General features: G+C 64.9%; 12 protein-coding genes and 2 pseudogenes. 9 read left to right on the plus strand and 5 right to left on the minus strand.

Going from position 1 to position 14,012, the window contains the following annotated elements:
* The first annotated feature begins 824 nt into the window (after positions 1-824).
* On the plus strand, positions 825-2,078 hold the full coding sequence (locus I53_RS11000) for an NAD(P)/FAD-dependent oxidoreductase (RefSeq protein WP_043350446.1): 1,254 nt from the start codon (positions 825-827) through the stop codon (positions 2,076-2,078).
* Between the two features lie 322 nt (positions 2,079-2,400).
* Here I53_RS11000 and I53_RS11005 read toward each other — a convergent pair whose 3' ends face one another.
* Entirely contained in the window at positions 2,401-3,369 is a 969-nt protein-coding gene (locus tag I53_RS11005; RefSeq protein ID WP_043350428.1) for an SDR family NAD(P)-dependent oxidoreductase, read from the minus strand.
* A gap of 136 nt (positions 3,370-3,505) precedes the next feature.
* Between I53_RS11005 and I53_RS11010 the strand changes: the two genes are divergently transcribed.
* Together I53_RS11010 and I53_RS11015 are read left to right on the plus strand one after the other, a co-directional pair.
* The gene (locus I53_RS11010) at positions 3,506-4,165 is read left to right on the plus strand and encodes a TetR family transcriptional regulator (RefSeq protein WP_251982293.1); all 660 of its coding nucleotides are present in this window, start codon (positions 3,506-3,508) and stop codon (positions 4,163-4,165) included.
* A gap of 274 nt (positions 4,166-4,439) precedes the next feature.
* The gene (locus I53_RS11015) at positions 4,440-5,882 is read left to right on the plus strand and encodes an aldehyde dehydrogenase family protein (RefSeq protein WP_251982294.1); all 1,443 of its coding nucleotides are present in this window, start codon (positions 4,440-4,442) and stop codon (positions 5,880-5,882) included.
* Between the two features lie 69 nt (positions 5,883-5,951).
* Here the strand turns inward: I53_RS11015 and I53_RS11020 are convergent, their stop codons facing one another.
* A complete protein-coding gene (locus I53_RS11020) occupies positions 5,952-6,941 on the minus strand; it encodes a LysR family transcriptional regulator (protein ID WP_051044775.1) in 990 nt (329 codons plus the stop codon).
* A 100-nt stretch (positions 6,942-7,041) separates the two neighbouring features.
* On the opposite strand from I53_RS11020, the gene I53_RS11025 reads away from it, so the two are divergent.
* From I53_RS11025 to I53_RS11045, 6 genes and pseudogenes are all read left to right on the plus strand, one after another.
* Positions 7,042-7,929, plus strand: a complete 888-nt coding sequence (locus I53_RS11025; protein WP_043350432.1) for an alpha/beta hydrolase — start codon at positions 7,042-7,044, stop codon at positions 7,927-7,929.
* Positions 7,930-7,958: 29 nt separating this feature from the next.
* Positions 7,959-8,279, plus strand: a pseudogene (locus tag I53_RS31190) (alpha/beta fold hydrolase); the annotation flags it as partial.
* Between the two features lie 2 nt (positions 8,280-8,281).
* Positions 8,282-8,512, plus strand: a complete 231-nt coding sequence (locus I53_RS32135) for a hypothetical protein (RefSeq protein ID WP_043350437.1) — start codon at positions 8,282-8,284, stop codon at positions 8,510-8,512.
* Complete coding sequence (locus tag I53_RS32140; RefSeq protein ID WP_043350440.1) at positions 8,509-8,937, plus strand: DUF302 domain-containing protein; 429 nt, start codon at positions 8,509-8,511, stop codon at positions 8,935-8,937. The genes I53_RS32135 and I53_RS32140 overlap by 4 nt, the downstream gene beginning before the upstream one ends.
* A gap of 106 nt (positions 8,938-9,043) precedes the next feature.
* Positions 9,044-9,595: a cytochrome P460 family protein gene (locus tag I53_RS31200; RefSeq protein ID WP_083936031.1), complete on the plus strand. Its 552-nt coding sequence runs from the start codon at positions 9,044-9,046 to the stop codon at positions 9,593-9,595.
* Positions 9,596-10,018: 423 nt separating this feature from the next.
* Positions 10,019-10,294 (plus strand): DUF305 domain-containing protein, encoded by a 276-nt coding sequence (locus I53_RS11045; protein WP_306307431.1) that lies wholly within the window; start codon positions 10,019-10,021, stop codon positions 10,292-10,294.
* Positions 10,295-10,696: 402 nt separating this feature from the next.
* On the opposite strand, the pseudogene I53_RS11050 reads toward I53_RS11045, so the two are convergent.
* The 3 genes and pseudogenes from I53_RS11050 to I53_RS11055 all read right to left on the minus strand — a co-directional run.
* Positions 10,697-11,761 (minus strand): annotated as a pseudogene (locus tag I53_RS11050) (methyl-accepting chemotaxis protein); the annotation flags it as partial.
* A gap of 2 nt (positions 11,762-11,763) precedes the next feature.
* Positions 11,764-12,393 carry a hypothetical protein gene (locus I53_RS36115; protein ID WP_374701312.1) on the minus strand — a complete coding sequence of 210 codons (630 nt, stop codon included), beginning with the start codon at positions 12,391-12,393 and terminating at the stop codon, positions 11,764-11,766.
* A gap of 370 nt (positions 12,394-12,763) precedes the next feature.
* Positions 12,764-14,012 (minus strand): bifunctional diguanylate cyclase/phosphodiesterase (locus tag I53_RS11055; RefSeq protein WP_148291121.1); only part of this gene is annotated, 1,249 nt, incomplete at its 5' end.

Consider the following 14,012-nt stretch of genomic DNA (forward strand, 5'->3'; position numbering starts at 1 on the left):
AGATTGGATCAGCCCCAATCACCGATTGCAGCTTGTCGAATCTCATTTGGCATGTATTAAATCGACGACTGATTTGATCGAATCGGCCCAAGTTGCGGTGCATTGTCGCGTTTTTGTAATGCAGGCATATATTGGAAGCGATTTACGGCATTCAGAATAACGTCACTCAATATTTAAAAATCGCGCAAATCAAAGATCGTTTAAAATTTGTTTCCTTGGAGCAAGACATGCAAAATCTGAAACTTCCGGCGGCATTCATCTTAGGGATCCTCATCACAACGCCGGCATTGTCAAAAGAAGATCCGATGGACACCCAGAGATGCATTTGGGCCTGCATGGCAAACACGCCGGATTGGAGCGGACGAAACTTCAAGGCGTATGAGCGTTGCACCAGAAACAACTGTAGCGGAAAAACATCACGCCATAGGCGATCGAGAGGTTGAGTAGATCTCCGTCACCGACATATCCATCACACGCGGCCTCGTTCGTCCGTCACGGACATCGAGGCTGACCAGTACCGATGGCCAAGCTGACTCAGAGAGGAAACGTCCGCTTCGGGGCAAAAGGCCGGGATCTGGTCGTTACCTTGCGCTGAAGGTGCCGGACGGCTGCCATGGGTGTGCAGCGACAGGACCGCCGAGAGTGCATGTCCGCAGGTCAGCAGACCAGCAGCGATCGCTGGAAACGGAGTTCGCCGCGCCGTCCGCTTGCGATCCATCCCAGCGATGGCCTCAGTCTAGATAAGGCCCCACGTGAATTCGACGGCCGCCATTCACGATCTGCTATCATTGTTTTGAATAGACCGGATGCGGGGGCAGATCCCAATGGCCAAACGCACCATCGTCGTCGTTGGCGGCGGCTTTGCCGGCCTCTGGAGCGCCGCGGCTGCTGCCCGGGCGCGCGTCGAACTCGGGCTGACAGACCAGGTCGCGATCACCCTTGTTGCGCCAGATCCGTTCCACTCTATCCGGGTGCGATGCTACGAGACCGACCTCACGCCCCTGGCCGTGCCACTGGACGAGGTGCTCGATCCCATCGACGTCGACCGGATCGAGGGCAGCGTGACCAAGATCGACGCCGCCGGTCGTCGTCTGATGGTGCGCGTCGCGGACAAACCTGAGCCGATAGCGCTCGAATACGACAGGTTGATTCTCGCCGCCGGGAGCCGGCTGACCCGGCCGCCGATACCAGGCGTCGATCTGGCTTGCGACGTTGATACGCTTGGCGGCGCGCGCCAGCTCGCGAGCCACCTCCGAGACTTGGGCCGCTGCGGATCGAGGCCGGACCAAGCCGGCCGCTGGACCGCCGTCGTGATCGGCGGTGGTTTGGTCGGGATAGAACTCGCCTGCGAGTTGCCTGCTCGCCTCGCGGCTGCCCGCGATCGGGCCGGAGCAACTGGCCCGGTTCGGACGCTGCTGGTCGACCGCTCTGTCGAGGTTGGGTCCACGATGGGCGGAGCCGCAATGCCGGCGATTCGACAGGCTCTCGCCGCAGCTGCCGTCGAATGCATCAGCGGCACCGGCGTTGCCACGATCGATTCGACGGGCGTGACGCTCAGTGATGGAACGTACATCCCGGCGCTGACGGTCATCTGTGCCACGGGCATGCGGGCAAATCCCCTCGCCGAGGATTTAGACGTGACGCACGACGCACTCGGTCGGTTGCCCGTGGACGCGATGATGCGGGTCATCGGGATTTCGGCCGTGTTCGCGGCCGGCGACGTGGCCGTGGCCACAGCCGACGATGCGGGACACACCACGGTGATGTCTTGCCAACACGCGCGCCCGATGGGTCGTTTCGCAGGTAACAATGCAGTCTACGATCTCGCAGGACGGTCGGATCTTTGCTTGCCGTTCGCGGCACCTGATTACGTAACTGTGCTCGATCTCGGCGCGTGGGGGGCAGTCTACACGTCGGGCTGGGATCGCGACCGCCTAATTGCCGACGGAGCAGCGGCCAAAGCTACCAAGCGCCTCATCAATGGCAGCCGCATCTACCCTCCCCTCACACGCGACGCCGCTTCAATTCTGGCAGCGGCCGCGCCCGTGATCCAGGCGCGCCCCGCGACAACCGGCTAGAAGCCCCATTTGCAAAACCCGCTCTTTCGGCTGATCTCGGTCTTCCTGCAGACCCACGCGCGTGTCCCGTCCGGGAGACCAGTGGTAACAGGGCCGCTGCGCGAAAGCCGACGGTCCGGATTGCGCCTCGAACCGAAGCTGCCAAGCGGCCGCTGAATGGCTGCGTTCGGAACGCGCCGACGACTGTCAGCAGGGCCGGCATGGGTCGGAGCGGGAGGACCACGCAGGGTTGATTTCTACCTGTCCGCTTCGAGGCGCCAGATTTCAAAGGCGGACATCCGATGTTCGGCTTGGTCCGGCCCGGAGGTGCCGGGTTGCAATATCAGAACCGTTCGCCGACCATGTCCTCGCTTCTAGCCCAGAGCGCACGCGCGCGTTCGGGATCCAAAGCGTAGGAGCGCACGCCCTCGCTGACAGGCGTGATCAACCCGTCGGTGATCTCGGACACGTGGCAGTTCTCGCAATAGCGGCCGCCGACGGCCTCCGCCGCCGCCACGAAAGCCGCCCAAACTGATGTGGCAGCTCCTTGAGGGATGGTTTTCCACGCAAATGCCGGCTTGCCGGCCGCAGCGAGGTCGGCGTTGATCCGCTCGACCGACTGGGCGACGGCGCCCTGGCCCAAATGCCGGCCGAGTTCGGTCTCGATGCCGCCGGGGTGCAAAGCTGTCGCCCGCACGCCGCGCGTCCTGTGCCGCCGGTCGAACTCCACCGCGAACTGGATGTTGGCCGTCTTCGAGCGCCCGTACGCGACCATCGGGTCGTAAGGCGTACGCTCGAAGCCCGGATCATCCAGATCAGGTCCCGCGTAGCGATGACCGGACGAGGCGACCATGACCAGCCGGCCACCGTCCCGGATCGAGGACGCGATCCGGTTCACGAGCACGAAGTGGCCGAGGTGGTTCGTGCCGAACTGCGTCTCAAAGCCGTCGGTCGTGCGACCCAGCGGCGTGGCCATGACGCCGGCATTGGCGATGACGACGTCGAACGGCCTGCCGTCCGCCAGCAACGCGTCGGCGCAGGCACGGACGCTGGCCAGCGAGGCGAGGTCGAGCGCGACCAGTTCGAGACTTCCGCCATGCGCCGCCTGATCGCGGACTACGGCAGTCGCCGCCGCGGCCTTGGCGAGATCCCGCGCCGTGCCGACGACATGCGCCCCGTGCGCCGCGAGGGCGCGGGCCGTCTCCACGCCAAGCCCGGCCGAGACGCCCGTGACGAGCACGCACTTTCCGCTGAGATCGACGCCGGCGAGCACCTCTTCGGTGGTCGAGGTCGCTCCGAATGTTGCGGCCATGGTGCTCTCCTTGTCGGTGGACACACCTCGCCCGTTGCCCGCGACGCCATTGTTCGCCGGCCTCCGAGTCGATAAGAGGAGGTTGCCTCCGTTTAAATACGGAGTGACCCTCCGTTTAGCAAGAGGCGCTTCGCCCGTGGACGACGAGGAACCTCGTGTGACAGCCCGCAGGCCGCGCGCCGACGCCCAGCGCAATCGCCTCCGGCTGCTCGACACGGCCAAGACGACTTTCGCCGAGAAGGGCGCGGCCGCTGGTCTGGAGGAGATCGCGCGTGCGGCAGGCGTGGGGGTCGGCACGCTCTACCGTCATTTCCCGACCCGCGACGCCCTGATCGAGGCGGTCTACCGGAATGAGACCGCCCATCTCGCCGAGGCCGCGGAACGGCTCACAGCCACCCGTTCCCCGACTGAGGCCTTGCGGGAATGGATGCTGGTGTTCGTCGACTACATGGCGACCAAGCAAGGCATGTCCGAGGCCCTCAATGCGGTGGCCGACGGGCCGGCCGGCCTGTATGCGGCATCCGGCGCCCAGATTAAGCAGGCCATGGCCATGTTGTGCGACCGCGCGGTCGCTGCGGGGGAGATCCAACTGGGCATGGAGCCGCTCGACCTGCTGCGGGCGGTGGCCAGTGTGGCCAACATCAGCTCCGGGCCGGACCGGAGGCAGTCGGCCATGCGCCTCGTCGATATCTTGGTCACCGGTCTTGAAAAGTCCGGTCGCGACGAAGCGGGACGCTCGATTGCGGCCCGGGCCAAGGGCGCCCCCCATCGCCAATCTCGCCGATCAACGCCGTGAACGCGTGGATCCGGGCGGGAGGCGTGCTGCGATTGGGTCACCACCGTCCCGGTATGGTGATGCCGGGGCCGTGCTCCTTCCGCCGACCGGATCCCTTCGGAGCGACCGAGAAGCCCTTGGCGCGCCTCCCGGCGTCACACCGCTCGATCGAGGGGTCGCTTTCAACGACGACACGGCTTGGTTTCCACACCGAGATCGCCCTATGCCCGCTCCCATGACGACGACCCTCGCGCGCCTCGTATCGGGAACTCCTGTGCCTTTTGGCGGTGACCGCGTGACCGTGATCACGCCGGAACTGGCGGAGGCCTTCCAGCCCGGTGACCATCTGCTGGTCCTGCAGGAGACCGGAGACCTCCTCCACGTCCCGGCGGCTCAGATCGCCCTGGCCGCCGCCGCGGTGGACCGTGCGCATGCCGCCTTCATGGCGATGTCGGCCGTACCGGATCAGGCGATTGAGCGGTTCTTCGACCGGTTCGCCGCGCGCCTCGATGACCCTTCGGCTTGGCATGCCATCGCCGAGGCGAACCGGCAGGATGTCGAGCGCGCCCAGGGTGGCGGCCGTTCGACGACCCGGCTCGTCGCCACCGACCGGATGCGGCAGGATATGATCGCGGGCCTGCGGGCGTGGCGAGACAGCGAGACGCTGCGCGGTCGGGTCGTCGAGCGCATCGACCATCCCGGCTGGACCATCGCGCAGGTGGCGGCACCGCTCGGGGTGGTCGGCTTCGTCTTCGAGGGGCGCCCGAACGTGCTCGCCGATGCAGCGGGCGTCCTGCGCAGCGGCAACACGGCCGTCTTCCGCATCGGCAGCGACGCGCTCGGCACCGCACAGGCCATCATGCGGCACGCCCTCGTTCCCGCGCTCGATGAGGCCGGCCTACCGCCCGGAGCCATCTCGCTCGTGGAGAGCGCGGAACGGTCGACAGGCTGGGCCCTCTTCGCTGACCGTCGGCTCTCGCTGGCGGTGGCGCGCGGGTCGGGTCGGGCCGTCGCCCAGCTCGGGAGCGTCGCACGACAGGCCGGCACGGCGGTGAGCCTGCACGGAACCGGCGGTGCGTGGATGGTTGCCGACCGCGATGCGGATGCGGAGCGCTTCTCCGCGGCTGTCGACGCGTCTCTGGACCGAAAGGTCTGCAACACCCTGAACGTGTGCTGCATCCATCGCGCCCGGGTGACGGATCTGGTGCCGGTTTTCCTGGCGGCCCTGGAATCCGCCGGCCGCGCACGCGGCTTCGGATGCAAACTACACGTGGTGGCAGGCGACGAGACCGTCCTGCCGGACGGCTGGCGTACCGCCACCGTCCGCGTCCGGCGCGCCGAAGGCGAACGCACCGAGCCGCTGACGGAGATCCAGTCCGAGGACGATCTCGGACACGAGTGGGAATGGGAAGACACGCCCGAGGTCAGCCTGAAGATCGTGGATGACCTCGATCACGCGGTGACGCTGTTCAATCGCCACAGCCCGCGTTTCGCCGCATCGTTGATCAGTCAGGACCCCGAGGCGCATCGGCGCTTCTACGACACGGTGAACGCGCCCTTCGTGGGCGACGGGTTCACCCGATGGGTCGACGGGCAATACGCCCTGAACCAGCCCGAGCTCGGGCTGTCGAACTGGCAGAGCGGCCGTCTCCTCGCCCGGAGTGCCATCCTGTCCGGAAGCGGTGTCTACACGCTGCGCAGCCGCGTCACGCAGGACGATCCGCGGTTGAGGCGGTGAAGGATTGGAACGCCGCGAGATCCACGCCGCGACCAATCATGGATATCTCGACGGCCGGCCGGCGGCATTTCAATTCGGCGTCAATCTCCGGCGCGAGACCTCGGCGTCGAGCCGGTCCCGGGAGGAATGGCGGTCTTTGGGGTGCAACCGGGTGCAGTCGAAGTCGGCCTTGAGGCGGAAGGCGGCGAAGTCCATGAAGGCCCGCACTTTGGCGAGCGACATCCTGTCCGGTAGCGTGATGAGATGTACGGGCACCGGAGGCGGCTCGGCCTCGGGAAGCAGAACGACCAAGCTGCCGCCCGTGACTTCGTGCTGGATCTTATAGGAGAAGATCCGGGCGATGCCCTCGCCGTCGACCGCCGCGCTGACGGCGGCCTCGTCGGTGTTGACCATCAGGCGCGGCTTGACCCGGACCGTCCGGGGAATTCTGGCTCCGTCTAAGGGCGGGAAGCTCCAGATATCGTCCGGGCTCGTGGGCTCGATACCAATGAAGTCGTGCTGCGCCAGATCGGACAGGGACCTGATTGGCGGCCGGCCCGCCAGATACTTCGGCGACGCACACAGAACGCGGCGCACCTCGCCGATGCGTACCGCTATCACGTTGGACTCCTGCAACGGGGCGATCCGGAGCGCGACATCGATGCCCTCATCGAGGAGGTTCGTCATCCGATTGAGCAGCAGGTAGCGGACCTGCATTGCAGGGTATGCCTTCAGGAACTCACCCACGACCGGGCGCAAAACCCGTGTCCCGAACATCACCGGCGCCGTGACGGTCAGGACGCCGCGCGGGGCAACCCGGTTCCCGGTAACGGCGAGGTCGGCTTCCTCCAAGTCCGTCAGCACCCGACGGCAGACGGCGGCGTATCGCTCGCCGGCCTCGGTCAACCGCAATTGTCGTGTCGTCCGGTGCAGGAGCTGGGCTCCGACATGGCTCTCAAGAGCCGCGATGGCCCGTGTCACGGCGGCGGGCGAGCGATTGAGGCGTCGGCCAGCGGATGCGAGGCTCCCTTCGTCCAGGGCGGTGACGAACACCCGCATCGCATCGAGACGGTCGATCATTGTTCCGCCCCGCGAAATCAGCGATTTCGCAGTTTAGATGTTCTGCTGTCGATCGCAATACGTTAAATTCGATCAAGTGATTTGATGCGAAGGGGGCTACGTGACATATCTCACCAGCATTCCGGTCACCTATTACCGCGCAGCCCGGGTCGAAAACGTGAACGTCTTCTACCGGGAGGCGGGCCCGTCGGATGCTCCGGTCGTGTTGCTGTTGCACGGCTTCCCGACCTCGTCGCACATGTTCCGCAATCTCATTCCGCTTCTGGCGGACCGCTACCGTGTCATCGCACCCGACTACCCGGGCTTCGGCGGCAGCGATGCGCCCGACCACCGGGAGTTCGCATATACGTTCGCGCACTACGCCGACATCGTCGACGGACTGCTCTCCCGATTGGGGGTGGACCGTTACGCCATGTACGTGATGGATTACGGGGCCCCGGTCGGCTATCGGCTCGCGCTCAAGCATCCCGAACGCGTCACCGCGCTGGTCATCCAGAACGGCAACGCCTACGAGGAGGGGCTGAAGGCGTTCTGGGATCCCATCAAGGCCTATTGGCGCGAGGATACCTCGGAACGGCGCGAGGCTCTTACGTTCCTCGTCGCGCCGGAAACGACGAAGTTCCAGTACGTCGACGGCGTGGCCGATGTAACCCGGATCGATCCGGACAACTGGCTGCACGATCAGGTGCTGCTCGACAGGCCGGGCAACAAGGATATTCAGCTCGACCTCTTCCGCGACTACGGCACCAACGTACCGCTCTACCCGCAATTCCAGGCCTTCTTTCGCGAGCGCAAGCCGCCGACGCTGATCGTCTGGGGCCGGAACGACACCATTTTCCCGGCCGACGGCTCGCATCCGTATCTGCGAGACCTGCCCGACGCCGAGCTGCATCTGCTCGATACCGGGCACTTCGCCCTCGAAGACAAGCTCGACGTCATGGCGCCCATGATTCGGGACTTCCTCGACCGTAACGTTGCCGGTCGCTGAGGTGCAGAGGGCACGCGAGGGGACCGCGAATGGGCACGATCACGGTCGAGGACGGCACCGAAATCTACTTCAAGGACTGGGGCGAGGGGTAAGCCGTGGTCTTCAGCCACGGCTGGCCTCTCAGCGCCGACGCCTTCGAATATCAGATGTTCTCCCTCGGCCGCCAGGGGTACCGCTGCATCGCGCATGACAGGCGTGGGCACGGCCGCTCCAGCCAGCCCTGGACCGGCAACGACCGCGATACCCCGGCAGGGGCGGAAGGCTGGGGCGAGGGGGAACTGGCTGCCCTCGTCACGCGCGACACGATGATCGGCGTGGCGCCCGTCGGGCTCCCAATCGCCGGAGCCGACCGATGACCCAGACCGAGATGCTGCTGAAGCGGCTGCCGAACGACATCGGCGGCCTGGACGGTGAGCTCATTCAGCGGACCGAACACGAACTTGAGCCCTGGGAGAAACGCTGCGACGCCCGCGCCGACGTGCTCGACAACATCCTGTTCGCCAAACGTATCCTGACCCCGAGCGAACTGGCGGCCGAGATGGACGAGGTGGCGGCTCGCTGGGATCAGGAGCCTCGCCCATGACGGCCGGTTTCATCAAGCATGAGAGCCAGTTCCGGCCCGGCGAGACCATGGACAACCTTATCCGCGCCGTGGCGGAGCGCGGCCTGGCGGTCTTCCTCAGACTCGATCATGCGGCCGCGGCGGTCCAGGCCGGCCTCGATCTACGGCCGACCCAGCTGCTCGTGTTCGGCAGGGCGGAAGGCGGAACGCCTCTGATGCAGGCCAACCAAACCATCGGCGTTGACCTGCCCCTGCGCGCCCTCGTGTGGTGTGATCCGGCGGACCGGACTTGGGTCGGTTACGACGACCCCCTGTGGCTGGCGGAGCGTCACGGCTTGACGGACAGCAATCCGAGGCGTGCCGCAGAGGCTCTCTCGCGGCTGGTCGAGGCCTGCGTGCTACAGGCTTCTGGAACCGACGCGGCGAAACCACGTGGAGCGCTTTGAGTCGCGTGTGGCGGCCTCTACTGAGGCCACTACACGGATCGGACGACAAATACCGACGCTTTATCAATCGAGAAATGGTTCGGCACAGGGTCCAGGGGAGGACACCATGAGAACTGCGACGCTTCGATTAGGGGCCTGCATCATGGGCGCCTGCATCGGGGCCTTCACGCCATGGCCGGCTGGAAGCGCTGATGACGATGCTTCACCGATCTTCGGCATTCGACTTCCTGCAGGGTACCGCGATTGGCAATTGATCAGCGTGGCGCACGAAGCGGGTCAGCTCAACGACATTCGTGCCGTTCTCGGAAACGACATCGCGATCAAGGCATATCGGGAAGGAACGCGCCCATTCCCGGATGGCGCTATCATCGCGCGATTGGCTTGGGAGTATGTGTCGTCCGCAGAAAACGATGCGGTTTTCGGCCAAACACAATCTTTCGTTCCCGGATCCCCGACGAACGTGCAGTTCAGCGTCAAGGACTCTGAAAAATTTGCCGATACGGGCGGATGGGGATACGGCCAATTCGAAGGAGGCAAGCCCAATCGGAGCGAAGACCTGATGAAGACCTGCGCGCCATGCCACGCTCGCGTCTCAGCAGACCGTGACTTTGTCTTTACACGCTATGCACATTCAGAGCCGCCATTGGTGCGGCAATAAGATATTTACTCAAAATTAAGCTTCGAATAGCTCCATAATAATTAGCGAAACCCGATAATCCGAGATTGTCGTTCCTGCCTGCCGAGGATCGGAAATCGGTCGCGGCGACCGACTTCAGCATCCTCGTCTTGGTAGTCGGCGGCAGGCCCACTCAGGCGCCCCTGGACCTCGTCGACGGCAGTCGCCCGACCGGCAAGGCCGCGGCGCTGGACGACAGCCCGCACAGCGCCGTGCAACTCACGAGCCCGAGAGGCGTGACCGACAGCGGAAAACTCGAGGCCCTCCACCCTGGAGAGGAAACCTCCTGCCCCGAAACCGAAACGTCTCGCTGTCGCGCGGCTGTCGACCGGGCTGGCCCGCACAGTCCTGGCGCAGGGTGCGAACCATCATCACGGCTCCATGGCCGGCATGGAGATGGGCTCGATGAAGTCTGACGCGGAGGACGACGCCTCCACCAGAGAGTTCAAGGTCGCCGACTCGGCGATGATGAGGGACATGGACATTCCCTCGACCGGCGACCCCGAGGTCGACTTCCACGCCCACATGATCCCGTATCACAACGGCGCGGTCGCGATGGCGGGAGTCGCACTGAAACACGCCAAGGATCCCGCCACCAAGGCGATGGCCCCGAAGATCGTCGCCGCCCAGGCCACGGAGATCTCCGACATGGAGGCGTGGCTGACGCGGCATGGCAAGTAACCGCCGCAGCCGGGGCAGGCAGCCGGGGCGGTCCGAGCACGCTGCCCCGATGAAGGTCCCGTCCGCCCAGGGGGCCGAAATGCCAGCCGCCCGCGAAGGCACCCTCGATCGAATGGCCACAATCGCCGCCATGCGTGGCGAAAGTTCCCGAGGTCCGCTTTCCGGCGGCTGTCGCACGAGCCCGCGCGACCGGGCCGGGTCGGCAGGAGCTCGGCCGCTTTTCCGGCACCCCGTCTCCGAAGCAGACGAGCCGCTATCGGCCAGCATCTGCCACCACGAAGCGTCTGCCTGCACGTCTCAGATGGGTGGAATCCTGCTGGTCCGCTTCCGCTCGAAGCTAAGGCGGAAGCGGACGTTCGCGAGTTCAGCCGATTTGTGGCGTGAAGCGACGATAGGAACGGATCAAGCGGCGCGTACGGTTGCGAGGAAGCGGCCGACCTTGGCGCCGAGATGCTCGGATTGCCGCGACAGCGCCGAGGCCGCCGACAGGACCTGGCTGGCCGCAGCCCCCGTCTCCTCCGAGGCCTGCGCCACGCCCGCGATGTTGCCCGTCACCTCGTTCGTCCCCGCCGAGGCCTGCGCCACGTTGCGCACGATCTCCTGGGTCGCCGCACCCTGCTCCTCGACGGCGGCGGCGATCGAGGTGGCGACGCCGCTGATCTCGCGAATCCGCCCGGTGATGCCCGCGATCGATGTGACCGCCTGCCCGGTCGAGGCCTGGATCTGCGCGATCTGGCCGGAGATCTCGTGCGTCGCCTTGGCGGTCTGCTCGGCGAGCGCCTTGACCTCGGCGGCGACCACCGCGAAGCCCTTGCCGGCGGCGCCGGCCCGGGCCGCCTCTATGGTGGCGTTGAGGGCCAGCAGGTTGGTCTGGCCAGCGATGTTAGAGATCAGCCCGACGACGTCGCCGATCCGCGACACGGCAGCGCTCAGCTCCTCGACGAGGGCGCCGGTCTGATCGGCGTCGGACACGGCCCGCTGCGCCAGATGCGCCGAGCCGTCCACCTGCCGGCCGATCTCCTGTACTGACGAGCCGAGCTCCTCGGCCGCCGCCGCGACCGTGTTGACGTTCGTCGAGGCCTCCTCCGCGGCGGCCGCCACGGTAATGGACTGCGCGGCGGTCTCCTGGGCAGTGACGGTCATCTGTTGGGCGGTGGCCTGGAGTTCGGTGGCCGAAGACGAGACCATGCCGACGATGCCACCGACCGCGCGCTCGAAGCCGTCGGCGAGTTCGACCATCGTGCGCTTGCGCTCGGCAGCGGCGGCCTCGTCGGCACGTCGCTTGACCTCCGCCTCCTCGGCAGCCTTGCGAGCTACCATGTCCTTGATGCCCTGTACCGCTTTGCCCACCGCGCCAATCTCGTCACTACGCCGGGCCTCGGCGATCGAGGCGTCGATCTCGCCGCTTGCCATGCGCTGCAGCACACTGACGAGGCTGCCGAGCGGCCGGGTTACGGCAAAAACGATAATCAGACCGGCCAGCACCATCGCGGCGACCAAGCCCCCCCCGCGAGCGCGATCAGCAGGTACGTCGCGTCATTCGCCTGCTGGGTGGCCTGCGTCTTGGCGATGGCAAGCTCGTCGGCCTGCGCCTTTGCCCTTTCGGCCATCCACTCATTCAGCTTCAGCCGAGCAGGAATTCCAACGTCGCGACCGAGCGCGAAGGCTTCCTCAGTCTGCTGCCGAGCGCCAAGGTCATACACACGATCGAGGATCGAGAAGAATTCTTCCATCGACCGTTGAGCATTGGTATTGATCGTCCGACGGTCAGGTGTATCGGCCAGCGAGATGAGCTTTTCGGCCGCGGCCCGCGCCTCCGCCATAGCGACTTGCTGCCGGGCTCGAAATATCGACTTTCTCTCGGCGTTCCGCTCTAGCAGACCGTTACGGTCCATGACGACGGCTTCCGTAAGCCCGCCCCGCATATGCATGAGCGCGTCAATACGTCCAGCATTCACATCGGCGATCAATGCTGTTCGCGTCGCCATATCGTACATTGTTGATCGCGCGTAAGCGACTAACCCGGCACTGATGGTCATAATCAGGCAAAATGGCAGAGCAATCTTATGTATCAGTTTTGAGTTTCGAAGGAAGATCATCAGACTTTCCGGGAGTTCATTGCGCAAAAACTCAGGTCTAACCATTCTTGACCTTTAAATTACAACAAATAGATAAGAGCAAAAGGTAAGACTAAGTAATTGCGCGATATCTCTCGTGCGCACCCAAGGGTAGTATCTCTGAAGCTCTTCGGCTCACGTTGATCGGCCCACCTGCATGCTCAATCCGGTCATCGCCGTCGGCAGCGGTGGCTACTTCTGTGGCAAAGCTACACAACTTCGCGACGAGGTGCTCGCGACGCTGCACCGGACGACACGGAGGGAGCTCTTGCAGCCCTGTCGCAGCTTCATCTGAGCCTCTATCGTGCCGTCGAGGCTGCGTCCGGATCAGCGTGATTTCACGGTCGCGGCGCTACCTGGAACGTGGAACGGCACAGCGAGATCGCCGATCTCGATTCCACGATCGGTGGCAGAGACGACATACTCGTGTCGAATTTCGTAGCTCTAAAGTCCACCGGATCTTTAAAATACTCCCATGCTTTGCAAGCAGTCCACCAATACACCAAGAAGAGACAACTCCGGTGTCCGGGAGGTCTGGGCGACGGACGGCTTTAGGCAAGCAAGGCGACTGGCTGTTCGGCTCTGACACCCAGCCCAAACCGATTGGCAAAGATGTCAGCCGGCATCGGCTGCCGAACAGGTAACCCTGTCCCTCTTGGCAGCCCTTCGTCCGCAGGCGCGTGTACTCCGCCTCGGTCTCGATTCCTTCGGCGATCACGTCCAGCTTGAAGCCGTGGCCAAGCTGCAGGATCGCCCGCACGATCGTCATGTCCTGATGCGATGCCAGCTTTCCCGTGACGAATGAGCGGTCGATTTTTAAGCGTGTCAGCGGGAAGCGCTTCAGCAGGCTGAGGGAGGCGTAGCCGGTGCCGTAATCGTCGAAGGCGATGCCGACCCCGACCTCGCGGAGGTTGCGCAGCGCGACGACCAGTTGCGCGTCGTGGCGCAGCACGATGTTCTCTGTAATTTCCAGTTCGAGACCGTCTGCCTGCAGTCCGCTTTCGGCCAGAGCGACTTGAACCGTCTCGGCGAGGTCCCCGCGCTGCACCTGAGCACTGCATAGGTTCACGCCGATCCGGAAGCGTGCGGCGCCCGCTGCGCGCCACGCCACGGCCTGTCGGCAAGCGGTGCGCAGCACCCAGTCACCGACTTGTGCGGCGTAGCGACTCTTGTCCAACACGTCCAGAAACGCCCCGGGCGCGAGGAGGCCGCGCTCGGGATGCTGCCAGCGGATCAGCGCCTCGGCGCCGGTCAATGCTCCGTCCCGCATGCGTACCTGCGGCTGATAGAACAGCACGAACTCGTCATTCTCCACGGCACGGCCGAGCTCGTCCCGCAGCGTACGCGTGCGCTGGGCCCGCTCTCGGAGCATGGGGGCGAACAACCTGTAGCAATGTCGCCCCTCGCTCTTGGCTTGGTACAAAGCAAGATCCGCACAGGAGAGGAGGTCGTCGGCATTTTCGCCATGGGCGGGCGCGAGGGCGATGCCGACGCTCGTACCGACCCGGAGGGTCTGCCCCGCGTGCTCGAACGGCTCCGCGACCGCCGTGATGATCGCTTCGGCGACCGCGGCCACACGCAGAGGATCCCCGATGTCAGGC

Origin of the sequence: Methylobacterium sp. B1, assembly GCF_000333255.1 — a bacterium.
Lineage (GTDB): Bacteria > Pseudomonadota > Alphaproteobacteria > Rhizobiales > Beijerinckiaceae > Methylobacterium > Methylobacterium fujisawaense.